At 73.0% G+C, this 26,542-nt stretch carries 20 protein-coding genes; 7 read left to right on the forward strand and 13 right to left on the reverse strand.

The genetic code is table 11. The annotated features are described in order from the left end of the window. Positions 1–89: 89 nt before the first annotated feature. The 5 genes from ACF08N_RS02905 to ACF08N_RS02925 all read right to left on the reverse strand — a co-directional run bounded on the left by ACF08N_RS02905 (position 90) and on the right by ACF08N_RS02925 (position 6,963). Positions 90–1,241 carry an XdhC family protein gene (locus ACF08N_RS02905; RefSeq protein WP_392322758.1) on the reverse strand — a complete coding sequence of 384 codons (1,152 nt, stop codon included), beginning with the start codon at positions 1,239–1,241 and terminating at the stop codon, positions 90–92. A gap of 43 nt (positions 1,242–1,284) precedes the next feature. Then, positions 1,285–2,766 carry an NCS2 family permease gene (locus tag ACF08N_RS02910; protein WP_392322759.1) on the reverse strand — a complete coding sequence of 494 codons (1,482 nt, stop codon included), beginning with the start codon at positions 2,764–2,766 and terminating at the stop codon, positions 1,285–1,287. Between the two features lie 272 nt (positions 2,767–3,038). After that, positions 3,039–5,438, reverse strand: a complete 2,400-nt coding sequence (pucD, locus tag ACF08N_RS02915) for a xanthine dehydrogenase subunit D (RefSeq protein ID WP_392322760.1) — start codon at positions 5,436–5,438, stop codon at positions 3,039–3,041. Beyond that, positions 5,435–6,070, reverse strand: coding sequence for a (2Fe-2S)-binding protein (locus ACF08N_RS02920; protein WP_392322880.1), 636 nt, complete (start codon positions 6,068–6,070; stop codon positions 5,435–5,437). Before ACF08N_RS02920 ends, pucD begins: the two co-directional genes overlap by 4 nt. Before the next feature lie 2 nt (positions 6,071–6,072). Beyond that, positions 6,073–6,963 (reverse strand): FAD binding domain-containing protein, encoded by an 891-nt coding sequence (locus ACF08N_RS02925; protein WP_392322761.1) that lies wholly within the window; start codon positions 6,961–6,963, stop codon positions 6,073–6,075. Between the two features lie 289 nt (positions 6,964–7,252). On the opposite strand from ACF08N_RS02925, the gene ACF08N_RS02930 reads away from it, so the two are divergent. The 3 genes from ACF08N_RS02930 (at position 7,253) to ACF08N_RS02940 (ending at position 10,600) form a co-directional block, all read left to right on the forward strand. Next, entirely contained in the window at positions 7,253–8,941 is a 1,689-nt protein-coding gene (locus tag ACF08N_RS02930) for a PucR family transcriptional regulator (protein WP_392322762.1), read from the forward strand. Between the two features lie 352 nt (positions 8,942–9,293). Continuing rightward, positions 9,294–10,091 (forward strand): hypothetical protein, encoded by a 798-nt coding sequence (locus tag ACF08N_RS02935; RefSeq protein ID WP_392322763.1) that lies wholly within the window; start codon positions 9,294–9,296, stop codon positions 10,089–10,091. Next, on the forward strand, positions 10,088–10,600 hold the full coding sequence (locus ACF08N_RS02940) for a protein phosphatase (protein WP_392322764.1): 513 nt from the start codon (positions 10,088–10,090) through the stop codon (positions 10,598–10,600). The genes ACF08N_RS02935 and ACF08N_RS02940 overlap by 4 nt, the downstream gene beginning before the upstream one ends. 402 nt (positions 10,601–11,002) lie before the next feature. On the opposite strand, the gene ACF08N_RS02945 is transcribed toward ACF08N_RS02940, so the two are convergent. The 3 genes from ACF08N_RS02945 to ACF08N_RS02955 all read right to left on the reverse strand — a co-directional run bounded on the left by ACF08N_RS02945 (position 11,003) and on the right by ACF08N_RS02955 (position 13,402). Continuing rightward, positions 11,003–11,371 carry a hypothetical protein gene (locus tag ACF08N_RS02945; protein ID WP_392322765.1) on the reverse strand — a complete coding sequence of 123 codons (369 nt, stop codon included), beginning with the start codon at positions 11,369–11,371 and terminating at the stop codon, positions 11,003–11,005. 67 nt (positions 11,372–11,438) lie between these two features. Further along, the gene (locus tag ACF08N_RS02950) at positions 11,439–12,629 is read right to left on the reverse strand and encodes a WD40 repeat domain-containing protein (RefSeq protein WP_392322766.1); all 1,191 of its coding nucleotides are present in this window, start codon (positions 12,627–12,629) and stop codon (positions 11,439–11,441) included. An 11-nt stretch (positions 12,630–12,640) separates the two neighbouring features. Continuing rightward, positions 12,641–13,402 carry a GntR family transcriptional regulator gene (locus ACF08N_RS02955; protein WP_392322767.1) on the reverse strand — a complete coding sequence of 254 codons (762 nt, stop codon included), beginning with the start codon at positions 13,400–13,402 and terminating at the stop codon, positions 12,641–12,643. A gap of 151 nt (positions 13,403–13,553) precedes the next feature. Between ACF08N_RS02955 and ACF08N_RS02960 the strand changes: the two genes are divergently transcribed. Both ACF08N_RS02960 and ACF08N_RS02965 read left to right on the forward strand, forming a co-directional pair. Then, on the forward strand, positions 13,554–14,399 hold the full coding sequence (locus ACF08N_RS02960; protein WP_392322768.1) for a (2Fe-2S)-binding protein: 846 nt from the start codon (positions 13,554–13,556) through the stop codon (positions 14,397–14,399). 225 nt (positions 14,400–14,624) lie between these two features. Then, positions 14,625–15,713, forward strand: coding sequence for a DUF2637 domain-containing protein (locus ACF08N_RS02965; protein ID WP_392322769.1), 1,089 nt, complete (start codon positions 14,625–14,627; stop codon positions 15,711–15,713). 39 nt (positions 15,714–15,752) lie between these two features. On the opposite strand, the gene ACF08N_RS02970 is transcribed toward ACF08N_RS02965, so the two are convergent. From ACF08N_RS02970 to ACF08N_RS02985, 4 genes are all read right to left on the reverse strand, one after another. After that, positions 15,753–16,187, reverse strand: a complete 435-nt coding sequence (locus ACF08N_RS02970; protein ID WP_392322770.1) for an ATP-binding protein — start codon at positions 16,185–16,187, stop codon at positions 15,753–15,755. A 113-nt stretch (positions 16,188–16,300) separates the two neighbouring features. Next, entirely contained in the window at positions 16,301–18,043 is a 1,743-nt protein-coding gene (locus ACF08N_RS02975; protein ID WP_392322771.1) for a pyruvate dehydrogenase, read from the reverse strand. A gap of 81 nt (positions 18,044–18,124) precedes the next feature. Further along, a complete protein-coding gene (locus tag ACF08N_RS02980) occupies positions 18,125–19,549 on the reverse strand; it encodes a protein phosphatase 2C domain-containing protein (protein ID WP_392322772.1) in 1,425 nt (474 codons plus the stop codon). A 122-nt stretch (positions 19,550–19,671) separates the two neighbouring features. After that, a complete protein-coding gene (locus ACF08N_RS02985) occupies positions 19,672–23,415 on the reverse strand; it encodes a S8 family serine peptidase (protein ID WP_392322773.1) in 3,744 nt (1,247 codons plus the stop codon). A gap of 185 nt (positions 23,416–23,600) precedes the next feature. Between ACF08N_RS02985 and ACF08N_RS02990 the strand changes: the two genes are divergently transcribed. Both ACF08N_RS02990 and ACF08N_RS02995 read left to right on the forward strand, forming a co-directional pair. Next, positions 23,601–24,602 (forward strand): helix-turn-helix domain-containing protein, encoded by a 1,002-nt coding sequence (locus ACF08N_RS02990; RefSeq protein ID WP_392322774.1) that lies wholly within the window; start codon positions 23,601–23,603, stop codon positions 24,600–24,602. A 17-nt stretch (positions 24,603–24,619) separates the two neighbouring features. Continuing rightward, positions 24,620–25,102 carry a DUF456 domain-containing protein gene (locus ACF08N_RS02995; RefSeq protein WP_392322775.1) on the forward strand — a complete coding sequence of 161 codons (483 nt, stop codon included), beginning with the start codon at positions 24,620–24,622 and terminating at the stop codon, positions 25,100–25,102. Positions 25,103–25,189: 87 nt separating this feature from the next. On the opposite strand, the gene rsgA is transcribed toward ACF08N_RS02995, so the two are convergent. Beyond that, positions 25,190–26,293: a ribosome small subunit-dependent GTPase A gene (gene rsgA / locus ACF08N_RS03000; RefSeq protein WP_392322776.1), complete on the reverse strand. Its 1,104-nt coding sequence runs from the start codon at positions 26,291–26,293 to the stop codon at positions 25,190–25,192. Positions 26,294–26,542 lie beyond the last annotated feature (249 nt).

Genomic DNA, 26,542 nt, shown 5'->3' on the forward strand with positions numbered 1-26,542 from the left:
CATGTGCCCCCCTGCACACATGTCAGCGCCAGGACTCACAGAAACGTCACAGCTGACATGGGGAGGACGACGCGGACAGGTGGACGCCGTTACGCCACCGATCCGATCCGGCCCGCGACGGCGCCGGGACCGTCGTGATGGATCGGCGTGTGCGCACCGGTCAGGGAGATTCCACTGCCGCCGCGGCGATTCGCCACGATCTCGGCGCCGATGGACAGTGCCGTCTCCTCCGGTGTGCGGGCGCCGAGGTCGAGGCCGATCGGGGAGCGCAGCCGGGCCAGTTCCAGCTCGGTGACGCCGACCTCCCGCAGCCGCCTGTTGCGGTCCTCGTGGGTGCGGCGCGAGCCCATGGCCCCCACGTACGCGACGGGCAGCCGCAGCGCCCGTTCCAGCAGCGGGACGTCGAACTTGGCGTCGTGGGTCAGGACGCACAGCACCGTGCGGCCGTCCACCTTCGTGGACTCCAGATAGCGGTGCGGCCAGTCGACGACGATCTCGTCGGCCTCCGCGAAGCGGGCCTTCGTCGCGAAGACGGGCCGCGCGTCGCAGACGGTGACGTGGTAGCCGAGGAACTTGCCCACCCGCACGAGGGCGGAGGCGAAGTCGATGGCACCGAAGACGATCATGCGCGGCGCGGGGACGCTCGACTCGACGAGCAGGGTCAGCGGGCGGCCGCAGCGCGAGCCGTCCTCGCCGATGACGACGGTCCCGGTGCGGCCCGCGTCCAGCATGGCCGCGGCCTCGCCGGCCGCCGTGCGGTCCAGTTCCGGGTGGCCGCCGAGCGACCCCTCGAAGGTGCCGTCGGGGTGTACGAGCAGGGGGCGGCCCGCCAGTTCTGCGGGGCCGTCGGTGATCCGCGCGACCGCCGCCGCCTCCCCACGGGCGGCGGTGGCCAGCGCGGCCGCGAACACCTCCCCGCCGGGAGCGTCCGCGGATACCGGGGTGACGAGGACGTCGATGACGCCGCCGCAGGTCAGGCCCACGGCGAACGCGTCCTCGTCGCTGTATCCGAAGCGTTCCAGGACGCTTTCGCCGTCCTGGAGCGCCTGGGTGCACAGGTCGTACACCGCGCCCTCCACACAGCCTCCGGAGACCGAGCCGATCGCCGTGCCCTCGCTGTCGACGGCGAGCGCTGCGCCCGGCTGGCGGGGCGCGCTGCCCCCGACGGCGACGACGGTGGCGACGGCGAACGAACGGCCCTGCTCGACCCACCGGTTCAGCTCTTCGGCGATGTCCAGCATGTCGGTCTCCTCTGGATGACGTGTGCGGAGGACGGCGGCGGTGCTACTTGACTCCCAGCCAGCCCTCGATCGGATTGAGGGCGAAGTAGGCGAGGAACACGGCGGACAGGACCCACATCAGCCAGCCGACGTCGCGCGCCCGGCCCTGGACCGCCTTGATCAGCACGTGGGCGATGACGCCGGCGGCGATGCCCGCGGTGATGGAGTAGGTGAACGGCATCAGCACCGTGGTCAGGAAGACCGGGATGGCGGTGGCGGAGTCGTTCCAGTCGATGTGCTTGGCGTTGGTCATCATCATCGAGCCGATGACGACCAGCGCGCCGGCGGCGACCTGGGTCGGGATGAGCTGGGCCAGCGGAGTGAAGAAGAGGCAGAGCGTGAACGCGAGGCCGGTCACGACGCTGGCGAGGCCGGTGCGGGCGCCGTCGCCGACGCCGGCGGTGGACTCGACGAAGACGGTCTGGCCGGAGGCGCCCGCGAGGCCGCCCATCGCGCCGCCCGCGCCGTCGATGGCGAGGGCCTTGTTGAGGCCGGGCATCTTGCCCGTCTCGTCGGCGAGGTTGGCCTGTTGGCCGATGCCGATGATGGTGCCCATGGCGTCGAAGAATCCGGCCAGCACCAGGGTGAAGACGATGACGCCGACGGTGATGCCACCGACGTCGGCCATGCCGTCGAAGGAGACGGAGCCGAACAGACCGAAGTCAGGGGTGGAGACGATCGATCCGGTGATCTCGGGCGCGTTCAGACCGCCCCAGGCAGCCTTGTCGAGACCGGCGAACTGGTGAACGACAGCGGCGAACAGCGTGCCGCCGACGATGCCGATGAGGATCGCGCCGGGGACCTTGCGCACCTGGAGCAGGAAGATCAGCAGGACGGTGACGCAGAAGCAGAGCACGGGCCAGCCGGTGAGCATGTCGTGCGTGCCGAGCTGGATCGGCTTGGCGCCGGCGATGCCGCCCTCGCCGGGCATGGAGGTGACGAATCCGGCCTGGACGAGGCCGATGAGACAGACGAACAGACCGATACCCATGGTGATGGCGTGCTTCAGCGCCAGAGGGATCGCGTTCATGATCAGTTCACGCAGGCCGGTGACGACGAGCAGGACGATCACGGCGCCGTAGATGACGCACATGCCCATCGCGTTTTCCCAGGACATCTCGGGCGCGACCTGGAAGGCCATCACGGCGGAGACGCTGAGTCCGGCGGCGAGGGCCAGCGGCACATTGCCCACGAGGCCCATCACGATGGTGGTGGCGGCTGCGGCGAAGGCGGTGGCGGTGGTCAGCTGATCACCGTCGAGCTTCGCGCCGTTCACATCGGGCACCGACAGGATCACCGGGTTCAGCAGGATGATGTACGCCATCGCCATGAAGGTGGTGATGCCGCCGCGCACCTCCTGCCCGATGGTCGACCCTCTCTTGGTTATGTGGAAGTACCGGTCGAGCCAGGATCGGCCGGCGGGCTGGCGCGTACCTGCGCCGGCGTCCTCCGCCGTGGTCCTCGGCTCAGTGGACTGCTGGGTCATGGTGCCTACTCCCAAGGTTCACAGGGGCACCCGCCGGAAGGATTTCGGAGCGGGATTTGGGAAGGTGCTTCGGCTGCACGACCCGGGGGACGGCCCGAGACGAACTTGCTCTGCGGGTACTGCGGGTACTGCTCGTACTGCTCGTACTGCGAGGGTGGTGCTGTGGCCGCGAGCGGTGCGGCACTGGGTTTCTCCGGGCGGCACGGGCAGTGCGGAAGTGACGTTCCTTTGGAGGCATGGCACGCACCGCCCGGAGAAGTGGAAGGGATCTGTCAGGTGCCGGTGAGGTGCTCGGGGCGCACCGGCGTCCTGTTCAGTTCGAGACCCGTCGCGTTCCGGATCGCCGCGAGGACGGCCGGCGTGGACGACAGGGTCGGGGCCTCGCCGATGCCGCGCAGCCCGTACGGGGCGTGGTCGTCGGCGAGTTCGAGCACGTCGACCGGGATGGTCGGCGTGTCGAGGATGGTGGGGATCAGGTAGTCCGTGAAGGAGGGGTTCCTGACCTTGGCGGTCTTCGGGTCGACGATGATCTCCTCCATGACCGCCACGCCCAGGCCCTGGGTGGTGCCACCCTGGATCTGGCCGATGACGGACAGCGGGTTGAGCGCCTTGCCGACGTCCTGGGCGCAGGCCAGCTCGATGACCTTGACCAGGCCGAGCTCGGTGTCCACCTCGACGACCGCGCGGTGCGCGGCGAACGAGTACTGGACGTGGCCGTTGCCCTGGCCCGTGCGCAGGTCGAACGCCTCCGTGGGACGGTGGCGCCACTCGGCCTCGATCTCGACGGCCTCGCCCTCCAGCACGTCGGCCAGGTCGGCGAGGACCTCGCCGCCGTCGGTGACGACCTTGCCGCCTTCGAGCAGCAGCTCGGCGGTGGCCCAGGCCGGGTGGTAGGTGCCGAACTTGCGGCGCCCGATCTCCAGGACCTTCTCGCGGACCAGCTCGCAGGAGTTCTTCACCGCGCCGCCGGTGACATACGTCTGGCGGGAGGCGGAGGTGGAGCCGGCCGATCCGACCTGGGTGTCGGCGGGGTGGATGGTCACCTGGGTGACGCCCAGTTCCGTGCGTGCGATCTGGGCGTGGACGGTGACACCGCCCTGGCCGACCTCGGCCATCGCGGTGTGCACGGTCGCGACCGGCACGCCTGCCACGACCTCCATGCGGACCTTGGCGGTGGAGTAGTCGTCGAAGCCCTCGGAGAAGCCGACGTTCTTGATGCCGACCGCATAGCCGACGCCGCGGACGACGCCCTCGCCGTGGGTGGTGTTCGACAGACCGCCGGGCAGCGCGCGGACGTCGGCGCCCTCGGTGGTCTCCCACTGGCGCTCGGGCGGCAGCGGACGGGCCTTGACGCGGCGCAGCAGCTCGGCGACGGGGGCCGGGGAGTCGACCGGCTGCCCGGTCGGCATGAGCGTGCCCTGCTCCATGGCGTTCAGCCGGCGCAGCTCGACCGGGTCCATGTCGAGGGCCTTGGCGAGCTTGTCCATCTGGGCCTCGTAGGCGAAGCACGCCTGGACCGCGCCGAAGCCGCGCATGGCGCCGCAGGGCGGGTTGTTGGTGTAGAGCGCGATCGCCTCGATGTCCACGTCGTCGATCACGTACGGGCCGACGGCGAGCGAGGAGGCGTTTCCGACGACCGCCGGCGAGGCGGAGGCGTAGGCGCCGCCGTCCAGCACGATCCGGCACTTCATGTGCGTGATCTTGCCGTCCTTGGTTGCGCCGTGCTCGTACCAGAGCTTCGCCGGGTGCCGGTGGACGTGGCCGAAGAACGACTCGAACCGGTTGTAGACGATCTTGACGGGCTTGCCGGTGCGCAGCGCCAGCAGGCAGGCGTGGATCTGCATCGACAGGTCCTCGCGGCCGCCGAAGGCGCCACCGACGCCGGAGAGCGTCATGCGGACCTTCTCCTCGGGCAGGCCGAGGACGGGGGCGATCTGGCGCAGGTCGGAGTGGAGCCACTGGGTGGCGACGTACAGGTCGACGCCGCCGTCCTCGGCGGGCACGGCGAGGCCGGACTCGGGCCCGAGGAACGCCTGGTCCTGCATGCCGAAGGTGTACTCGCCGGAGACGATGACGTCGGCGCGCCTGGCGGCCTCGTCCGCGTCGCCGCGGATGATCGGCTGGCGGTGCACGATGTTCGGGTGCGGGACGTGGCCGGCGTGGTGGTCGTCGCGGCCCGGGTGCAGCAGCGGCGCGTCGGGGGCGGTCGCGGAGGCCTCGTCGGTGACGACGGGCAGCTCCTTGTACTCGACCTTGATCTTGGCCGCGGCGCGGCGGGCGGTCTCGGGGTGGTCGGCGGCGACGAGAGCCACGGGCTCGCCGTGGTGGCGTACGACGCCGTTGGCGAGGACCGGCGTGTCCTGGATCTCCAGGCCGTAGTTCTTCACCTCGGTGGGCAGGTCGTCGTAGGTGAGGACCGCGTAGACGCCGGCCTGGGCCAGGGCCTCGGAGGTGTCGATGGAGACGATCTCGGCGTGCGCGACCGTGGAGCGCAGGATCTGGCCCCAGAGCATGTCCTCGTGCCACATGTCCGAGGAGTAGGCGAACTCGCCGGTGACCTTGAGGGTGCCGTCCGGGCGGAGCGTGGACTCGCCGATGCCGCCCTTGGTCGTCTGGGTGACCTTGGCGGGAGTGCCCGCGGGAACGGAGGCGACCCGGGTGTTGTGCGTCATCGTCGGACCGTCTCTTCCTGACGCTCCTGGCGGGCGGCCGCGAGGCGGACGGCGTCCAGGATCTTCTCGTACCCGGTGCAGCGGCAGAGGTTGCCGGACAGGGCCTCGCGGATGTCCTCGTCGGTCGGGGACGGGTTGTTCTCCAGCATCTCGTCGGCGGCGACCAGCAGGCCGGGGGTGCAGAAGCCGCACTGGACGGCGCCCGCGTCGATGAAGGCCTGCTGGATCGGGGAGAGCTCGGTGCCCTCGCCGGTCTGCGAGTCAGTGACCCCGTCACGAGGCACAGCGGACCTCCCCCAGACTCCGTCCGGGGGTGCCCCCAGCTGGGCGTCCTGGAGGCTCGTCCCGCAGGCGCCGGTGGCGCAGCTGCGCTCCTCGCGCTGCTTGGCGTAGTCGGCGAGGCCCTCGACGGTGACGACCTCGCGGCCCTCGACCTGGCCGGCGGCGACGAGGCAGGAACAGACGGGGACGCCGTCGAGTCTGACCGTGCAGGAGCCGCATTCGCCCTGCTCACAGGCGTTCTTGGAACCGGGCAGGCCCAGGCGCTCGCGCAGGACGTAGAGCAGGCTCTCGCCCTCCCAGACGTCGTCGGCTTCCTGCCGGCGTCCGTTGACGGTGAAATTCACGCGCATGGTCATGCAGCTCCTTCAAGCGTGCGGGCGGTGCCGCGGTACTGCTCCCAGGTCCAGCCGAGCGTGCGGCGGGCCATGATGCCGACCGCGTGACGGCGGTACTTGGCGGTGCCGCGCACGTCGTCGATGGGGTTGCAGGCGCCGGAGGCGAGCTCCGCGAACTGCTTGGCGATCGCGGGGGTGATGATGTTCCCGCTCTCCCAGAATCCGCCTTCTTCGAGCGCGGCGTTCAGGAAGTCCTCCGCGGCCTCGGCGCGGACCGGTGTGGGGGCGGCGGAGCCGATGCCGGTGCGCACGGTGCGGGTCTCGGGGTGCAGGGCGAGGCCGAAGGCGCAGACGGCGATCACCATCGCGTTGCGGGTGCCGACCTTGGAGTACTGCTGGGGCCCGTCGGCCTTCTTGATGTGCACGGCGCGGATGAGCTCGTCGGGGGCGAGCGCGTTGCGCTTGACGCCCGTGTAGAACTCGTCGATCGGGATCAGGCGGGAGCCGCGTACCGACTCCACCTCGACCTCGGCGCCGGCGGCGAGCAGCGCCGGGTGGGCGTCGCCGGCCGGGGACGCGGTGCCGAGGTTGCCCCCGACGCCGCCGCGGTTGCGGATCTGCGGGGAGGCGACCGTGTGGGACGCGAGCGCCAGGCCCGGCAGCTCGGCCCGCAGGTTCTCCATGATCTTGGTGTAGGGAACGGAGGCACCCAGTCGGACGCTCTCGGCCCCGACCTCCCACTCGGTCAGCTCGCCGATGCGGTTCAGATCCAGGAGGCACTCCGGCCGACGGTGGTCGAAGTTGATCTCGACCATCACGTCGGTGCCCCCCGCGATGGGGACTGCGGTGGGGTGCTCGGCCTTGGCGGCGAGCGCCTCCTCCCAGCTGGCGGGGCGAAGGAAGTCCATGAGTGGCTCTCTTCTTCTCAATCTCGGGGTCGTCGTCACAGACGGGCCTGGGACGGCCGGCCCTCGACTGGATGTTCACGTGCTGTTTACGCGATGTGGTCCAGTACACAAGGCGCGATCCGACCGGTGCAGTCACCGAAACCATGAAGGAGTTGGCTGGTCGCCTCTCTCGTCTTGTAGATTCGAACGAAAGGCGGAGATCAGCAACCTCACCGTTTCCCCCTGGAAACCGTGGCCAAAGGATCTCTGGCCAGAACGTGCAACAACGAGACAGATCGGTGGCGACGAGATGCGGCTGCGCGCACTGCTGGAGACCGACGCGCTGGGGCTGCGGCTGCTCGGCGGCGAAGACGAGCTCGACCGGAGCGTGCGGGGTGTGATGACCACCGACCTCCGGGACCCGAGCCGATACCTCTCGGGCGGCGAACTGGTGCTGACCGGCCTCGCCTGGCGGCGCAGCGCCGAGGACTCGGAACCCTTCGTCCGCATCCTCGCGAGCGCTCAGGTCGCCGGGCTCGCGGCCGGCGAGGCGGAGCTCGGCGACATTCCCGACGATCTGGTGGAGGCGTGTTCGCGCCACCGGCTGCCGTTGTTCGCTGTGAACGAGTCCGTTGCATTCGCGACGATCACCGAGTACGTCGTGCGACAGGTCTCGGGCGAACGTGCCGGAGACCTCGCGGCAGTCGTCGACAGACACAGGAGGCTGATGACCTCCGGTCCGGCCGGCGGCGGGCCGGATGCCGTACTCGATCTCCTCGGCTCCGACCTGGACCTCCGGGCCTGGGTTCTCTCCCCCACCGGGCGCCAGATCGCGGGCGTCGGCGACGGGCTGACCGCGCAGACGGGCGCGGCGCTGGCCGGGGAGCACCTGGCGGCGGTCCGGGCCGGCCGGCGGGCGCCGCACCGGGCGGTGGTAGCCGGAGCGACCTACTCGCTCTTCCCGATCCGCAACACCGGCCGGGGAGCCGCGCCCGCGTCGCGGGACGTGCGCGAGAGCGTGCTGTCGGACTGGCTGCTGGCCGTCGAGGCCGACGCCGGCGACTGGCCCGCGGCCCGTCTCGACCTGCTCCAGGGCGTCACCCAGCTGATCGCCGTCGAACGTGACCGGCGGGAGGCGGCGCGTACGGTACGGCGCCGTCTCGCCCAGGAGGTCCTGGAGCTGGTCCAGACGGGTGCCGCGCCGGCGGAGATCGCGGCACGCCTGCGGGTGGCCGCCCCCGTGCTGCTGCCGGGCCTGGGAACGGCACCGCACTGGCAGGTCGTCGTGGCCCGGGTGGACTGGGGCGCGGACACGGGCATCGAGTCGGGCCCGGTCGCCCAGTCGCTGCTGGAGGAGATCCTCGTCGACCCGTCGTCCGCCGGAGCCGACTCGGCGGACCGGATCGCCGTGGCGCACACCGGTGACGAGGCCATCGCGCTGGTGCCGCTGCCCGCGGTGAGCCCCGTCGGCCTGGAGGAGGACGCCACGCCCTCCTCGGACGCCGGTCTGCACGCCGACGCCCTGCTGGAGTCCGTCCGCGCCCCCCTGTCGGCGGGCCTCGACGGGGACGGCCGCCTCACGCTGGGCGTCAGCGCGGCCGTGCACTCGGCGGAGGGCCTGCGCGGCGCCCTGGAGGAGGCCCGCCACGCCCGCCGCGTCGCGGCGGCGCGCCCGGGCCGGGTGTGTGCGGCGGGCCACCACGAGCTGGCCTCGCACGTGCTGCTGCTGCCGTTCGTGCCGGACGACGTGCGCCGGGCGTTCACCGCCCGCCTGCTGGACCCGCTGCGGGACTACGACCGCCGCCACCGCGCCGAGCTGATCCCGACGCTGGAGGCGTTCCTCGACTGCGACGGCTCCTGGACGCGCTGCGCGACGCGCCTGCATCTGCACGTGAACACGCTGCGGTACCGGGTCGGCAGGATCGAGCAGCTGACGGGGCGCGACCTGTCGCGCCTGGAGGACAAGCTGGACTTCTTCCTGGCCCTGCGCATGAGCTGACGTCGTTCCGGTCCCCCCGGGGGCCGCGCCTCCAGGGGCCGGAACACCACTCGCGGTGGTCCGCAACGATCACTCGTGCGGGCCATGGCGAGATCCATCTCGTTGACGGGGACGCGGCGTTGGGCACCCGGGCGCCGGCGCCGGCCCTCGTGGCGGCGGCGCCGCTCAACAACGGGGGCGGCGCGCCCCGGCCGCCCGCGGGCGCGGCGCCCGCGGCGACCCCGCCGCCCGCCGAAAGATTGTGAACTGATTCACTCGACCCCTTGGCCCCGCATGCCCATCCATGCTGAGATGCGGTCTGACTCACACAGCTCAATGGCGTGCTCGGGGAGGGCAAGTGGCGCATACCGCCATGTCTGGTTCCGGAACCACAGCAGGTGACGATCCCCTCCAGACCGCGGTATGGCGGCTGCGTTCTCGCGGCTGTTGGACCGATGCTGCGGCTCTCCTCGCGCCGCATGCCGCGGACCCGGCGGCGGCCCTGGAGCGTGCCGGACTGCTCGTGGAGCGCTGCCTGTTCACCTGCGACGGCTGGGCCGAGGCCGAGGACGCGCTGCGCACGGCGGAGGCCGCGGCCGGCGACGACGAGGAACGCGGCGGCGCGGCGAGCGAGCGCGGCCGGCTGGCGTACGCGGCGACCCGGCTCGGCGTGCGGGACCGGGCCGACGAGGCGCGCTCCGCCCTCGGCAGGGCGACGGCGCTCCTCGCCCCCTCGTCGCCGCGGCGGCCGCTGCTGGACTTCCGCCGGGGGCTGGTCGCCGAGCACATCGCCGATGCGCCGCAGGCCGCGCGTGCCGCGTACGAGAGGGCCCACGCGGGAGCCGCCGCGCACGGCGACCCCCTGCTGCTGTCCTTCACCTGGCAGCAGCTGGCCGGAATCGCCCTGCGCGAGGGGGAGTTGACGCAGGCACGGCACGGCTTCGCGGAGTGCCTGCGCATCCGCGAGGAGCTGGGCTATCTGATCGGTACGGCGCCCGCGCTCGCGGGGCTCGCCGACTGCGAGCCGGAGCCGGAGGCGAGCCGGCTGCGCGCGGAGGCGCGCCGGCTGTTCGGGCTGCTGGGCGGCGTGCCGGTGTGGCTGAGCGCCCAGTTGTCGCCCGTGGTGCCACCACAGGGCTCCCCCGTCCGCCCCGAGCCCGCCGCCCAGTGAGGACCCGCCGCAGGGAAGGGGACGTTCCGGAGCCGCGCACGCGCTGGGACGAGATCACGACGGGCCTGTGGATGGGCGGCCACGTCTGGACGGACGGGGTGCGGCCGCATCAGGATGTGGTGGTGGGCCGGGAGTTCGACCTGGTGATCAGCCTGTGGACCCGTGAGGGCCACGGCCCGGCCGCCGGTGTCGAGCACCATGTCGTGCCCATCCCGGACGACTGGCTGACGTCGGCCGAGATCGACAGCGTCCGCCGCATCGCGGTGGTCGCGGCGGACGCCGTACGGGCGGGTCGCAAGGTCCTGGTGCGCTGCTACTCCGGGTACAACCGCTCGGGTCTCGTGGCCGCGCAGACCCTGATCGAGCTGGGCCACGACAGCGAGGGGGCGATCGACCGCGTCAGGCAGCGCCGCTCGTCCTGGGCGCTGCACAGCCTGGCGTTCGAGCAGTACCTGCTGACCGGTCTGGACGTCGCGTCACTGCTGTCCGGTCTGCAGCCGCCCGACTAGGGGGTGTCCGGTGGATCAGGGCCGGACAGGACGCGGCGTCTGGTGCATGGGGTCTCCCCAGGCCCGCACGGGCCGAGGGGGTGGGGTCTCCCCAGGCCCGCACGGGCCGAGGGGGTGGGGTCTCCCCAGGCCCGCACGGGCCGAGGGGGTGAGGTCTCCCCAGGCCCGCAGGGCCTAGGGGACGCATCGCAAGGCGCCGGAGTGCCCTGATAGCGGAGCTGTCCGGGCATTTCGGCAACGCTGGGGGCACCTCCCGTGCCCGAAGGGCTACGGGGGAGAGGTGCCGTCGCCTGGGGGTACCCCCAGGCGAAGCCCTGGGGGAGCGTCGTGGCCCCGGCCAAGATCCGCCGGACACCCCCTGGACCGCGCCCCGCCGGTCACCCGCCCACGGCACCGCCCCGGTCACACCAGCCAGGACATCGCCGCGGCGGGGTTCAGCAGGCACACGAGCACGCCGATCGCGACGGCCAGCCACAGGAACGTCCACATCCGGCTGCGACGCCGCCCCCGCGTCTGCCGGTCGGGCCAGGCGCGCCAGCCGTCGGGCTGCGCCTGTACGGGCCCGCCCCGGCGGACGAGGCGTCGCGCGCGGCCCTGCTGCCGTGCGGCCTCCTCGTCGGCCCGGCGCAGCCGCTCGGTCACCATCCGCGCCCGGGCGGACGGTTCCTTGGGCGCCGCCAGACGCGCGGGCCCCTCGCTCTCGATCTGGAACCTCGCCCATTCCTCGTCGGATATGGACGATTCCGGTGTCTCCGGCAGCTCCCCGTTCATCGGGCCCCCTCGCTGGTGGACAGCACAGCACGGCCGCACAGGCTAGTGCAGGGGCCTCGGGGAGGGGTCAGGCGGGGCGGACGCAGACGAGCATCTCGTCGGTGGCGAGGACGAGTTGGGCGTCGGGGGTCACCGCGACGGCGCGTACCGCGGGCCCTGGGCGGAAGGCCCGTACGTCCTCCTGTCCGGGGCGGTGCAGTGCCGCGAGGCCGTCGGCCCACGCGACCGCGACGGCCGGGCCCCGCGCGGTGGGCGCAGCGTGCAGGGCGACCACGGGGCAGGCGCGCTCCGTCAGCGTGGCCGGGGGTGCGTCGCTGCTGGGGGCCCACCGGCACACCGTGCCGTCCGCGCCGCCGCTGAAGACGAGGGCGCCGTACGCGGCGAGGGCCGTGACACGGCCCGCGTGCGGTGCGGCCTGCCGCAGCCCGGCGGGGCCGAAGGCGTGCACGGAGCCCACTCGGTCGCCGGCCAGCACGGTGTCGCCCGTCGCGGCGAGTGCGGTGCCCGGATGCGCGGCGAGGGTGGCGGCGACGGCGCGGGTCAGCCGGGTGCCGGGTCCGCGGGTGTGCAGGCGGCCGCGTTCGTCGAGGAGCAGGAGGGTGCCGTCGTCCGTCGCCGCCATGGCCGTGACCCGGCCGGGCAGGGGCGCCGTGTGGGGCTCGGCGTCCAGGTGCCGTACGGCGCCGGTGCGGCCGGCGATCAGCAGCCTGCCGCCCGAGACGGTGAGCGCGGCGACGGGTTCGGGCGGGGGCGGAGCCGCGTCGTCACGGCCGCGCGTCCACACGACGCTCCAGTCGGCCCCGGCCGCCAGGTCCGTGAGGGCCGCGCGCAGGTGCGACTCGGCCGCGGCCGGCAGCGCGGCCAGCAGGGCCAGGGCGCGTTCGGCCGGATCCTGGTCGCGGATCAGCGCCTGTCCCGCGCGCAGCCAGGCCGTTCGCAGCCCGCCGTGCGCGGCGGTGTCCTTCTCGTACGCCTCCGTGATCCCCAGCGGGTCGGCGGCGCACACGGCGGCGGGGTCGGCCAGGTCCACCGGTTCGCGGGGCGGCGGACCGCTGTCCGCGGCCTCGTCGACGACCACCCGTACGTGCCCGAACTCCCGGAGGATACGGGCCAGTTCACGGACCGATGAGGGGTCCTGGCCGGGCTGTCCGAGCCGCAGGGTGCGCGGCGCGCCGGACAGCAGGGCCGACTGGAGTTCCGCGGGGGTGCCGGCGACCACGCCGAGCTGATTGGCCACCGCCCATACCGTTCCGCGCACGCCTGCTCCCGTCAGATGTCGGAACCGGTGAAGTGTTCGCGCACCAGGGACTGCACGACGCCCAGGTCCTGTGCGACGAGGGCCTCCAGCAGGGCCATGTGCTCGGCGGCGTCCGCGACCAGGTCGGCCCGTCTGGTGACGGGGGCGTCGGTCAGCGGCCGCTGGGAGCGGCGGTGGAGGTCGTCGGCGACGACGAGGAGCTGCTGGTTACCCGCGAGGGCGAGGACCGCGTGGTGGAAGGCGCGGTCCGTCTCGGCGTATCCGGCACGGTCGCCGGTCGCGGCCGCCACGGCCGTCGCCTCGGCGAGGGGGCGCAGCGCGGTCCACTGCGCGGCGGGGACCGTGCGGGCGAGGCGGAGCATGACGGGCACCTCGATGAGGGCGCGCACCTCGGCCAGTTCGGCGAGCTCGCGGGGTGTGCGGACGAGGACGCGGAAGCCGCGGTTGGGGACGACCTCGACGGCGCCCTCGGTCGCGAGCTGCTGCATCGCCTCCCGGACGGGGGTCGCCGAGACGCCGAAGCGTTCGCCGAGGGCGGGCGCGGAGTAGACCTCGCCGGGGACGAGGTCGCCGTCAACGAGGGCGGTGCGCAGGGCCTGGAGGATCTGGCCGCGGACGGAGTGGCGCCGGACGGGCCGCGGCGCGGGGGCCGGGGGCTCGCTGTGGGTGTGCTCGCCGCGGACGTGTTCCTGCGGGCGTGGGCCGCCCTGGGAGGGGACGCGTGCGGACGCGTACGGCCGGTCGGCGGCGTCGCGCGCTCGGGCCTGCTCCACTCGGGTCCTCCTCCGGCCGGGGTCATGGGCCCGGCTGGCGTGTGCGAGGCCCCCTTGTGCACGATAGGCGGGCGAGGCCGCAGTTCAAACATGGAACAGATCGGGTAAGGTAAGGCTAACCTGCTAACGATCGCGATTCGGTGGTCCCGGCATGACGCTGCCTGCCCTGTTTCCCGGCCTCGCCTCCCCCGTCGGCGATGCCTACGCGCGCCTGGCCGACGTCTTTTCCGGTCTGCGCGTCCAGGAACTGGGCGAGGACGAACCGACGCCAAAGGGCGCGGGCTGGGTCCGCGCGAGCGATCTCGCGGCGGGCGGCCCCGGCCTCGACTCCTTTCTCGCCTGGGACAACGCGCAGGTGCTGCGGGACTACGGGCAGCAGGCCCGCCCGGACGTCGTCGCCAGCTTCGGCCTGCACCGCTACGCCTGGCCCGCCTGCCTGCTGATCACCGTCCCGTGGTTTCTGCACCGCCGGGTGCCGAGGATGCCGGTCGAGAACGTGGGCTTCCAGCGGGCGCTCGGGCGCATGGCGGTGCGCGTCACGTCCTTCGCGTGCCTGCCGGACGATCCGGCGGCCGCCCTGCCCGGCGCCCGCGTGGTGCCGGACGAGGCGGCCCTGCGGGACGAGGTCCGCGCCGCCGTCGCCGAGCACCTCGGCCCGGTGCTGGACGGCTTCGGCCCCCGGATGCGGCGCGGCCGGCGCGCCCTGTGGGGCATGGCGACGGACGAGGTCGTCGAGGGCCTGTGGTACATCGCACACCTGCTCGGCGAGGAGCACCGCGCCGTCGCCGAGCTGGAGATGCTGCTGCCGGGCACGGCCAAGCCGTACGTCGGCACCGCCGGCTTCCGCGAGCTGACCGGGCCGGACGGCGAACGGCTGCCGACCCGCGACCGGGCGAGCTGCTGCCTGTTCTACACGCTGCGCCCCGAGGACACCTGCGTCACCTGCCCGCGCACCTGCGACGCCGACCGCGTGGAGCGGCTGCGGCGCGGCGCGTGAGCGGCGCCACGCGGCATCAATCGGGCTCCACCGATCCACGCCACTCTTTCGAGCGGCTTTGAATCGAACGCAACTCCCGTCCCCAGCAGAGCAGTTCGATCAGATCGCACCTATCCGTGCCCCCCGGAGCCCCGTTGGCGTGCTCTTGCACCGAAACCCCTTGGACGTCCCGCGCAGTCGGCCAATATGGCCGCCGAACGCCTACCGCGATGCAAGGGACACCGCATGAGACTGACCGACATATCGCTGGACTGGCTGCTTCCGGGCGGCGTGATGCTGGTGGGAGTCCTGGCGGCGGTGGCGGTGCTCACGCGCGGCAAGCGCGCCGGGGCCAAGGCCGCGGCCGAGGATTCCTGGGAACGCAGCGAGGAACGCCGCAGGCGCAAGGAAGCCGTCTACGGAAGCGCCTCCTATGTACTGCTCTTCTGCTGCGCCGCGGTGGCCGCCGCGCTCTCCTTCCACGGCCTCGTGGGCTTCGGGCGGCAGAACCTCAACCTCTCCGGCGGCTGGGAGTACCTGGTCCCCTTCGGACTCGACGGAGCGGCCATGTTCTGCTCGGTCCTCGCCGTACGGGAGGCCAGCCACGGCGACGCCGCGCTGGGCTCGCGGCTGCTGGTGTGGACCTTCGCGGGTGCCGCGGCCTGGTTCAACTGGGTCCACGCGCCGCGCGGCCTCGGCCATGCGGGCGCCCCGCAGTTCTTCGCCGGCATGTCCCTCTCGGCCGCGGTCCTCTTCGACCGCGCGCTGAAGCAGACCCGCCGGGCGGCACTGCGCGAACAGGGCCTGGTGCCGCGCCCGCTGCCGCAGATCCGCATCGTCCGCTGGCTGCGGGCCCCGCGCGAGACGTTCGCCGCCTGGTCGCTGATGCTCCTGGAGGGCGTACGCACCCTGGACGAGGCGGTCGACGAGGTGCGCGAGGACCGGCGGGAGAAGCAGCAGAACCGGATGCGCAGAAGGGACCGGGAGAAACTGGAGCGCGCCCAGATCAAGGCGTACAACCGGCAGCACCGGGCCTGGGGCCTGGGGCGGGCCCCGCGGCCCGCGGAGCTTCCCGCGCTCGGCCCGGCGGGCGGCCCGCAGGGACAGGTGTCACCCGCCGGATCGATGGTGGAACCCTCGGGAAACGTCGTGGAGCCCGCCATAGCCGAGCCCGGGCACCTGCCCGTGCGCGCCCGGCCCTCCCTCACGGCCGTCAGGCCGAAGGGCCCTGAGCCCGTCACCGTGGACCTCACGGCCGAGGACGACACCCAGACGCTGCCGCGTCTCGACTCCCTGGAGCAGAAACTGAAGGACCTGGAGCAGCAGTTCGGCTGAGCTGCCGGCAAAAACCCCGGGCGGTCCGGGCCTTCGGGCTCAGGCCGCCCCGGCATGCAGCTCGAACCAGACCACCTTGCCCACCCCCTGCGCCGTGCGCACACCCCAGGCGTCGGCGAGGCTCTCCACGAGGACCAGTCCCCTGCCGGACGTACCGAGGTCGGCGGTCGGTACGTCAGGGACCGGCAGCCCGGCCATGAAGTCGCGGACCTCCACATGCAGCCGCGAGTCCTCGACGGTGGCCGTGACCACCGCGCCCCGGTCGGTGTGGATCAGCGCGTTGGTCACGAGCTCGCTGGCCAGCAGCTCGGCGACGTCGGCCGCGTCCGCGGGCGTGCCCCCGTCCCGCTCCGGCCATTTCCCCAGCAGGTCGCGTAACGCGTGCCGCACTTCCGGCACGGCCGTCAGATCACCGCTGCCGAGTCTGCGGTGCAGCCGTCCGCGTACTCCCGCGCCCCCGTGACGTTCAGCCATCGATCCCCCACCCACACGTCGGAACCAGTAGTGATGCGCATGTGTTCACGGGATGCATGCCCCACGCGCGGACCGCCACGCATGGGATTCTCCGGACGGCTCTTTCCCGGCGGTCAGGGCCTCGGCACGTTCCGCAGGTTGGACCGCGCCATCTGGAGCATCCGGCCGACGCCGCCGTCGAGCACGATCTTGCTCGCGGACAGCGCGAAGCCGGTCACCATCTCGGCACTGATCCTCGGCGGGATGGACAGCGCGTTGGGGTCGGTGACGACGTCGACCAGCGCGGGCCCCTTGTGCCGGAAGGCGTCCTTCAGTGCGCCCGCGAGCTGCTTGGGCTTCTCCACCCGCACGCCGTACGCACCGGCCGCCCGGGCGACGGCCGCGAAGTCGGGGTTCTGGTACGCGGTGCCGAACGAGGGCAGTCCGGCGACCAGCATCTCCAGTTCGACCATGCCGAGGGAGGAGTTGTTGAACAGTACGATCTTCACCGGCAGGTCGTACTGGACGAGGGTGAGGAAGTCGCCCATCAGCATGGTGAAGCCGCCGTCGCCCGACAGCGAGACGACCTGCCGCCGCCGGTCGGTGAACTGGGCCCCGATCGCCTGCGGCAGCGCGTTCGCCATCGAGCCGTGGCTGAACGAACCGATGATGCGGCGGCGGCCGTTGGGAGTGAGGTAGCGGGCGGCCCAGACGTTGCACATGCCCGTGTCGACGGTGAACACCGCGTCCTCATCGGCGAGTTCGTCGACGACGGAGGCGACGTACTCGGGGTGGATCGGCACGTGCTTCTCGACCTTGCGCGTGTACGCCTTCACCACTCCCTCAAGGGCCTCCGCGTGCTTCTTCAGCATCTTGTCGAGGAAGCGCCGGCTGGTCTTGGCCCGCACCCGCGGGATCAGGCAGCGCAGCGTCTCGCGCACATCTCCCCACACGGCGAGGTCGAGCTTGGAGCGCCGGCCGAGGTGCTCGGGCCGGACGTCGATCTGCGCGATCTTCACGTCGTCGGGGAGGAAGGCGTTGTACGGGAAGTCCGTGCCGAGCAGGATCAGCAGGTCGCACTCGTGGGTGGCCTCGTACGCCGCGCCGTAACCGAGCAGTCCGCTCATGCCCACGTCGTAGGGATTGTCGTACTGAATCCACTCCTTGCCGCGGAGCGCATGTCCGACGGGTGACTTGATGCGCTCCGCGAACTGCATGACCTCGGCATGCGCGCCGGCGGTGCCGCTGCCGCAGAACAGAGTGACGCGGTCGGCCTCGTCGATCATCGCGACGAGCTTGTCCAGCTCGGCGTCGCCGGGGCGGACGGTCGGGCGGGTGGTGACGAGGGCGTGCTCGATCGTCTTCTCGGGCGCGGGCCGGTCGGCGATGTCGCCCGGCATCGACACCACGCTCACGCCGCTGCGGCCGATCGCGTGCTGGATCGCCGTCTGGAGCAGGCGGGGCATCTGCTGCGGGCTGGAGATCATCTCGCAGTAGTGGCTGCACTCGCGGAACAGCTGGTCCGGGTGCGTCTCCTGGAAATAGCCGAGGCCGATCTCGGAGGAGGGGATGTGGGAGGCGAGGGCCAGGACGGAGGCCATGGAGCGGTGGGCGTCGTACAGCCCGTTGATGAGGTGCAGGTTGCCCGGGCCGCAGGAGCCCGCGCAGGCGGCGAGACGGCCGGTGATCTGCGCCTCCGCGCCGGCGGCGAACGCGGCGGTCTCCTCGTGTCTGACCTGGACCCAGTCGATGGCCGCGTTGCGCCGGACGGCGTCGACGACGGGGTTGAGACTGTCGCCGACGACGCCGTACAGACGCTGGACACCGGCGCGGACGAGGATGTCGACGAACTGCTCCGCCAGGTTCTGCTTGGCCATGGGTGCGTGCCCTTTCTCGCGGATCCCGATGTCCATCAACCCATGGCCGGGCGCGTCGCGCCTGTGCGGTTACGCCTTCGGTTACGCCTCCCAGACGGCGACGGCCGTACGGTCGTCGGCGTAGCCCTTCACCCGGAGCTGGATGTCCGCGAGGAACTGCGTCATGCCCGGGGGCTCCGGACCGTCCCACCGCTCGGTGAGCGCCGCGGCGAGCGCCGGTTCCCCGCGCAGGGGTTCGGCGAGGCCGTTGCTGCACAGCAGGAGGGTGTCACCCGGGCGGGCGACGGAGGCCCGGAAGCGGAACGGTTCGGCGGGTGGCGGGTCCGGGTCGGCCTTCTCGGGGGCGAGCGGCTCGATGTCCTGCCAGGCGCCGTCGCGCAGCCGGAAGAGCCCGCCGTCGCCGACGCCGAAGAAGACGCGGGTGCGGCAGTCGGGGTCGGCGGACAGCAGGAGGCAGCGGAGGCCGGCGGTGTACTGCTCCGGTTCCAGACCGAGCTCGGCGGCGCGGGCGCGGAGCCTGCCGAAGCCGCGGTCGGTGAGGCGGTGCAGCCCCGACTTGAGATCGGCCCTGCGGCCGGCCCTTATGTCCTCGGCGAGCCGCGTGTGACTGCGGCCGACGGCGGTGCCGATCCAGCGGGTGGCGTCGGCGGCGGCGAGGTGGGCGTTCTCGGTGTGCCGGCCGCCACTGGCGAGGGCGACGAGCACGAGGGCGGCGGGTCCGGTCCCGAACCGGGCGGTGAGGAGGGCGTCGCCGCGGGGTTCGCCGCGGTAGCGGGCGGAATCGCCCCGCACGGAGGCGGCGCGGAGGGTGTACGTGCCGTACCGGGCCCCGTCGAGCACGGTGTCGGCGACAAGCTGCTCGAGCGCGAGCGCCTCGGCGGCGGGCAGCGCGGTGGGCTCGGCCTCATACGTGGGCGGCCCACCCCCGACGACCCCGACCCGCGGCCGCGGCCCGCCCGCCCCGGCCGGCGCGGGTGCGTCCACGCCGGGCGGCTTCGGCGGCCCACCGGAGGCCGCCGCCCGCGGGTCGGGCACCCGCCCGCGGGTCGGCGGCGCCGCCGGAGCAGCCCCGCCCGGCCCGGGCGGGTCCGGCATCGCGCCCCGAGGCGGCACATCCGCACCGGGCACCTCCCGTGCGGGCACCTGCCCGCTGGGCGGTACCGGCGCATCCGGGCCGGGCGGCCGCCCTTCGTGCGGTGGTGCCGACGTGGCGTCAGGAGGCGGCACATCCGCGCCGACCGGTGGCGGCGACGCACCCGGGGCGGGCGGTGCCTCCATCGTGCCGGGCGGCGGCGCACCCGCGGTGGGCCCCGGCGGGGGTGGGGGGTCGTCCCACCAGGCGCGGGGGCGGGACGTCGTCGCCGGCGCCGAGGCGAAGCGCGTGTCGAGCGTGTCGTCCGGGCGTGTCGGGCCCGGGCCCGTGTCCCGTGCGGAGTCGTCGTAGAGCCTGTTCCACCAGTCGTCCTCGGCGGTCGGCCTGCCCGGCCTGTCCCCCTGCTCGCTCATGCCCTTATTGTCCACCGCAACAGGCGGGCGAAAACGGGGCATCCAGAAGATTCCCACCCGTGAAGGTGGTCCGCCGGGCGGCCCAACCCCCCACGGGAAGGTCGCCCGGCGGACCGTCGTGGTCAGCGCACGGCGTATGCGCCGACCACGAGCTGGGTGACGGAGTTGCCCTTGGCGTCCGTCAGTTCGGTTTTCAGCGTGACCGTCCGGCCCGACGCGCCCGCGTGGTCCACGGTCGCCGTCCATCCGGCGTCGGCCCGCTTCTCGGTGGCCGCCTCGGTCCACGTGTCGCCGCCGTCGTACGAGTACGACAGCGTCGCGCCGGTCAGTTCACCGGGTTCGTAGCCCGCGTGACCGGTGGCGCTCAGGGCGATCCGCAGGCCGTCGCTCGCCGCGACCGTCTTGAGGCCGTCCTCCGGGAGGCCGTATCCCGGGAAGAGCAGCGGGATCCCTTGCGAGTACGCGCTCTCGTCCAGGCGCGAGCGGAACTTCCAGGTCGTCAGCAGCTGGGTCGAGCGCTTCCAGACCGCGGCGGGCTGCCCGATCTTCGCTTGGTTGAGCGACAGTTCGTACAGCGCGTCGTCCGACGGGACCTCGAAGACCCCGAACGGAAAACCAGTCTGCCCTATCTCTTCCCCGTTGCGCATCAGTCGCAGGCCGCCGATGTCGCCGAACGACCCTGCTACGGCCGCGTGTTCGCTGTCGCCCCACAGTGCGGGGGCCACTCCGATCAGGTTGCCCTGCCGTTCCGCCGCGAGCACGGGCCTGCCCGTGTCGTCGCGGGGCGCGGTCGGCGCCACGACGCCGCCGTACCAGGACTCCTCGCGGACCGTGCCCGCCTCGTAGCCGCGGGGCCGGTCGAGCATGAACTCGCCCCAGGGGAAGCTGGAGGAGACGTAGTGCTCCCACTCGGTGCCGCCGGGCGTGTACAGCTCGGTCCGGGTGCCCGGCGCGCCGACCAGGTCGAAGCCGGAGACGGACGCGACCGCGCCGCTCGGGCGGCGGGCGACGACGCCGTCGGTGAAGTCGGCGCGCACGCCCATCGCGTGGTACGCGGACTCGGTGCGGCCGAGCCGCGCGTCCCGTACGCGGTAGGTCCGGTCGGCGGTGACCGGCCCGTTCTCGGGGAAGGCCAGGTTGTAGACGTACGGGCTCTGTGCGGTGGCCTTCCACCGCAGGGTCACCGGCCCGTCGCCGAGCCGCTCCAGCAGCGCGGCGGCTTCCTGGGCCTCGATGCCGAGGACGGGGTGGGGTGCGGTGCCGAAGCCCGTGGAGGGCAGCCAGCGGCCGGGCGCCGCGTGGTGCACGACGGCGGCGACGGCGCCGGCGGCCTTGGCGTTGCGTGCCGCGGTGAGGGCCGCGGCACTGTCGTCGGGCAGCTCGATGAGGGCGAACCTGCCCTTGGCGCCCGCGGCTTCGAGCTCGGCCGGAGTGCCCGTGCCCGCGTCGACGATCTCCGCGGTGCCGGTGCCGTCGAGGTTGACGGAGCCGACGCTCGCGGCGATCGGGTGCAGCGGTTGGCCGCCCTCAACGACCAGGCTCTCGATGAGCGGGGCGTAGGCCCGCCAGTAGCTGGCGAACTCGAAGTCGCCCTCCCGCGCGCGGCCTTGGACATCCGCGTAGAAGCCGGCGGCCAGGCGGTTGGCGGTGAGGGATCCGGCGTGCAGCCAGGTGTCGTCCCAGCTGCGGGCGAAGCCGAGCGTGGTGGTGCGGCTCTCGGCGGTGCGGTCGGTGTCGATGCGCAGCCGGTGGGCCCTGCGCGCGTCGAGCACGACGGTGGTGTCCTTCGTCAGCTCGGTCTGCGGGCGGCCGAGATAGGCCACGGTGCCGTCGCGCGAGGTGACGAAGGAGGACAGGAAGTACGAGCCGGGCCGCAGCCGGTAGACCTGGTCGTGCGCGCCCTCGTTGAAGCGGCGTTCACCGGTCGCGTCGTCGGTGCCGATGACGTCGAGCGAGGAGCTGCCGTCGGCCGGCTCGCCCGTCCGGTCGACGAGCTTGACGCGCAGGGTGACGGTCTCGGGCTCCACGTAGAGCGCGAAGGGCGTGGAGACGCGCACTCCGCGGGCGGTGGCGACGACGCGGCCGGTGACGTCGCCGTACTGGGCGCGGTCGAGGCGCACGGACGGGTCGAGGGTCAGCGGGACGCGCACGGTGCCGCCTGCCGGGACGGTGACGGTCCGTGCGCCGAGGCGCGCGAGACCGGTACGGATGCCGGAGCCGTCGTTGCCGGTGACGTCGCGCACGGCGAGGGTGAGCGTGACCGGCGTGTCGCCGGTGTTGGTGTACGGCACCTGCACGGTGGTGCGGTCGCTGCGGTCCTGCGGCCAGGCGAAGCTGCCGCCCTGGACGGCGGGCGCGCCGACGACGGTGGCGTCGATCGCGGCCTTGACGTCGAGTCGGCCGCCGCCGGTCTCGCGTACGTCGCCGGGGACGCCGGACTCGGCGGAGGACACGAGCGCGGCCTTGATCCGCTGGGCGGTCCAGTCGGGGTGACGCTGCTTCAGGATCGCCGCGGCTCCGGCCACGTGCGGCGTGGCCATGGAGGTGCCGGACATCGACTGGTAGGCGTGGACGCCCCGGCCGCCCGCCGCCGCTGCGGAGATCGCGACGCCGGGGGCGGCGATCTCGGGCTTGAGGGTGTGGGTGACGATCGCGGGGCCGCGGCTGGAGAACGGTGCGGTGCTGTCGTCGCGGTCCACCGCGCCGACGGTGAGCACGCCGGGTGTGCAGCCCGGTGACGAGACGGTGCCGAGCGCCGGGCCGGCGTTGCCCGCCGCGACGACGAACAACGTGTCCGCGCTGCGGGAGAGTTCTTCGGCTGCGGTGCTCATCGGGTCGGTGCAGTCGGTCGGCAGGGAGCTGCCGAGGCTCATGGAGACGACGTCGGCCTTCTGGTCGACGGCCCACTGCATGCCGGCGATGATCCACGACGCGGCCCCGGAGCCGTAGTCGTTGAGGACCTTTCCGCTGAGCAGTTCGGCGCCGGGGGCGACGCCCTTCCTGCTGCCGCCGCTCGCGGCTCCGGAGCCGCCGACGGTGGAGAGGGTGTGGGTGCCGTGGCCCTGGCGGTCGTCCGGGCCGGCGGAGTCGGTGAAGTTCTCGGTGGCGGTGACGCGGCCCTCGAGGTCCGGGTGTGCGGCGTCGACACCGGTGTCGAGGACGGCGACCCTGGTGCCCTTGCCGTCGTAGCCCGCGGCCCAGGCGAGGTCGGCGCCGATCTGCCGGGTGGAGCGGTCGAGCGTGGCGTGCACCTTGCGGTCGAGCCACAGCTTCTCCAGGCCGGCGGCCGCGCGGGACCGTGGGGCGGTGATGTCCGTCCAGAAGTCGGCGGCCTTCTTCTTGTCGGCCTTGAGGGCAACGCCGTCGACGGCGTCGAGGACGAGGCCGCGGTCGGCTCCGCGCGGGGTGGCGGGGGCGGAACGGGTGACGTCGGAGCGGTAGGTGGCGATCAGGGGCAGGGAGGCCGAGTGGGGGTCGTCGTAGCCCTGGCGGATCAGGCCAGTGACGTTGAACAGCTGTTCGTCCACGGTGCCGGCGGCGAGCGCCGCGGTGGCACCCTCCGGGTAGACATACAAGTCCTGGCCGGTCCTGCGGGTCTGCACGAGCGGCGTCGTGCCGTCGGGGCGGGGCAGCACGGAGGCCGCCGGGGCGCCCGCGCTGTCGCGGGTGACCAGGACCCGGTCGCCGGTGACGAGTGTGACGGTGACAGGCCGGGCGTCCTGCCGTGCCGCGGCCTCGCTGCCGGTCAGCGGCCGCTGACCGGCCGCCTCCTCCTGGCCCCCGGCCGCCGCCGACGGCGCGAGGGCCGTGACGGCGAGGACGGCGGCGGTGGCCGCTCCCAGGGCCGTACGCGATATCGGGCGCATCGCTCTCCAAATCCGTTTCCGGCCGCAATTGGGCACAAAAGCCCTGCGGCCGGAGGCTGTTGGTGCTGCGGTGGCGCCACATTGGCAGAGGAACGGCCGGTGCAGGGATGATGTGCGCGGCGGGTTTGCGCCGTGGCCGTTTTCCGCCACGGCGGCGAGGAAGTGCACGTCCGGGGAGGGGCACCGTGCTGGGAGCGATAGGTCTCGACGAGAGACAGGAGACGGCCTACCGCGCGCTCGTCGCGCTCGGAGCCGCGGAAATCACCGATCTCGCGCACCGGCTCGCGCTGCCGGAGCCGGAGACGGAGCGCACACTGCGCCGACTGGAGCAGCAGGGCCTCGCGGCGCAGTCCTCCGCACGCACCGGCCGCTGGGTGGCCGCTCCGCCGGGTGTGGCGCTCGGAGCGCTCCTGACGCAGCAGCGGCACGAGCTGGAGCAGGCGGAGCTGGCGGCGGCTCTGCTGGCGGAGGAGTACCGCGCGGAGTCGGCGGAGCCGGCGGTGCACGACCTGGTCGAGGTGGTGACGGGGGCGAGCGCCGTCACGCACCGTTTCGTCCAGTTGCAGCTGGGCGCGACCGAGGAGGTCTGCGCGCTGGTCACGGGCCGGCCGGTCGCGGTCAGCGGCATGGACAACGAGGCGGAGGAGAAGGCGGCGACGCGCGGGGTGACGTACCGGGTGGTCGTCGAACGCGAGGTGCTGTCGATGCCGGGCGGCATCACGGAGCTGACCGCCGCGCTCGGCCGCGACGAGCAGGTCCGGGTGGTGGACCGGGTGCCGACCAAGCTCGTCGTCGCGGACCGTTCGCTCGCGATGGTGCCACTGACCGGCCGCGGCGCCGAACCGGCGGCGCTGGTCGTCCACGCCAGCGGCCTGCTGGAGTCGCTGACGGGCCTGTTCGAGGCGGTGTGGCGCGACGCGCTGCCGCTGCGGCTGGGCGCGGGCGGCGACGCGGTCACCGAGACGCCCGCCGCGGGCCCGGACGCCATGGATCTGGAGATCCTCTCGCTGCTGCTCGCAGGGATGACGGACGCGAGCGTGGCCAAGCAGCTGGACCTGGGGCTGCGGACGGTGCAGCGCCGGGTCAAGGGCCTGATGGAGCTCACCGGTGTCACCACCCGCCTCCAACTGGGATGGCATGCGTATGCGCAGGGATGGGTGGCTCGCGATCTGCGGGGACGCGCCTGATCCTGCACTGTGGTCGCATGGGCGTGTGGCAGCTGCTGATGGCCGGCGGAGTGATGCTGCTGGGCCTGCTGGGCGTGCTGCTGCCGGGGGTGCCCGGCCCGTGGCTCGTGTGGGCCGCGGTCCTGTGGTGGGCGATGCACGAGCTGTCGGGGGCCGCGTGGGCGCTGCTGGTGGGCGCGACCGCGGTCCTGCTGATCAACCAGGTCGTCGTGTGGCTGCTGCCGCCGCGCCGGCTGCGGTGGGTGGCCGTCTCGCGCCGGACGGCGTTGTACGCGGGTGTGGGGGCACTGGTGGGTTTCGTGGTGGTGCCCGTGGTGGGGGCGGTGCCCGGGTTCATCGGAGGGATCTACGTCTGCGAACGCCGGCGCCTGGGCGGCCACGGCCCGGCGAAGGCGTCGACGCGGTCGGCGATGCGCGCGGCGGGTACCAGCGTGCTGGTGGAGCTGTTCGGCTGCCTGCTGATCGTGGCGGCGTGGGTGGCCGTCGTGCTCCGTACGTGACGCCGCCGGCGCCGTGCCCCCGGACAGCCCAGGGGCACGGCGCCGGTCCCGTCCCGTCGGCTCACGGGGCACGGCGCCGGCAGGGACTCAGCGCAGGTTGCCGCGCTTGGCGGCCATGGCCGCCCTGCCCTGCGCGCCCTTCAGCTTCCAGTCGCGCAGCATCTCGGCCCGCAGCCGCGCGTCCGTCTTCGCCACGATCCGCAGGTTCTCGCGGATCAGCTTGCGGTAGCTGTCCAGCCTGCGCTCCGGCAGGGTGCCGTCCTCGATCGCGGCGAGCACCGCGCAGCCCGGCTCCGACCCGTGGGCGCAGTCGTGGAAGCGGCACTGCTCGGCGAGTTCCTCGATCTCGGAGAAGACCTGGCCGACGCCGGTCTCCGCGTCCCACAGTCCGACCCCGCGCACGCCCGGCGTGTCGATGAGGACTCCCCCGCCCGGCAGGACGAGCAGGTTGCGGGTGGTGGTGGTGTGCCGGCCCTTGCCGTCGACGTCTCGGGTGGCCCGGACGTCCATGACGTCCTCGCCGAGCAGGGCGTTGGCGAGCGTGGACTTGCCGGCTCCGGAGACGCCCAGCAGGACGCTGGTGCCGCCGGAGACGATCGCGCCGAACACGTCGATGCCTTCCCCGGTGGTGGAGCTGACGGGCAGCACCTGCACCCCCGGCGCCGTGGTCTCGACGTCCTGCACGAGGTAGGACAGCGTGGTGACGTCGGGCACCAGGTCGGCCTTGGTGAGGACCACGAGGGGCTGCGCGCCGCTCTCCCACGCGAGGGCGAGGAAGCGCTCGATCCGCCCGAGGTCGAGTTCGACCGCGAGCGACACGCAGATGACGGCGTGGTCGACGTTGGCGGCGAGGACCTGCCCCTCGGACCGCTGTGACGACGTGGACCGTACGAGCGCGGTACGGCGCTCCAGCACACAGCGCGCGTACCGGGGATCGCCGTCCGGGTCGACGGCGACCCAGTCGCCGGTGCACACGACCCGCATCGGGTCGCGGGGTGTCACGAACTCGGTGTCGGCCCGGACGAGGCCGGCGGGGGTGACCACGTCGCACTGACCGCGGTCGACGCGTACGACACGGCCGGGCAGCAGCCCGCGCTCGCCGTACGGGGCGAACTCCCGCGCCCATCCTTCGTCCCAGCCGTAGTCGGCGAGCGGGTGTGCGGATGCGGCGGATGCAGAGGAGAGAGACAAGGGGAAAACCCTTCACAAGGGTGGCCCCGGCAGGCGCGCGTCGGCGCCACGGCGCCGGCAGCGCCGGAGGAAGGAGAGGTTCAGCCGGAGACCACGGAGGTGGGAGAAATGGTCTTCTGGATGTGGGCAGCGCCCATCGCCATGACAGCCATCGGTCACACCTCCTGGTCGTACGCGGCTCGGAGCGCCGGCGGACGAACCGCCCGGCGCAGCAACGCAGTCACCCTAACGGGAGCGCCGAGCGCCGCG

Source organism: Streptomyces sp. NPDC015127 (assembly GCF_043080095.1).
Taxonomy (GTDB): Bacteria; Actinomycetota; Actinomycetes; order Streptomycetales; family Streptomycetaceae; genus Streptomyces.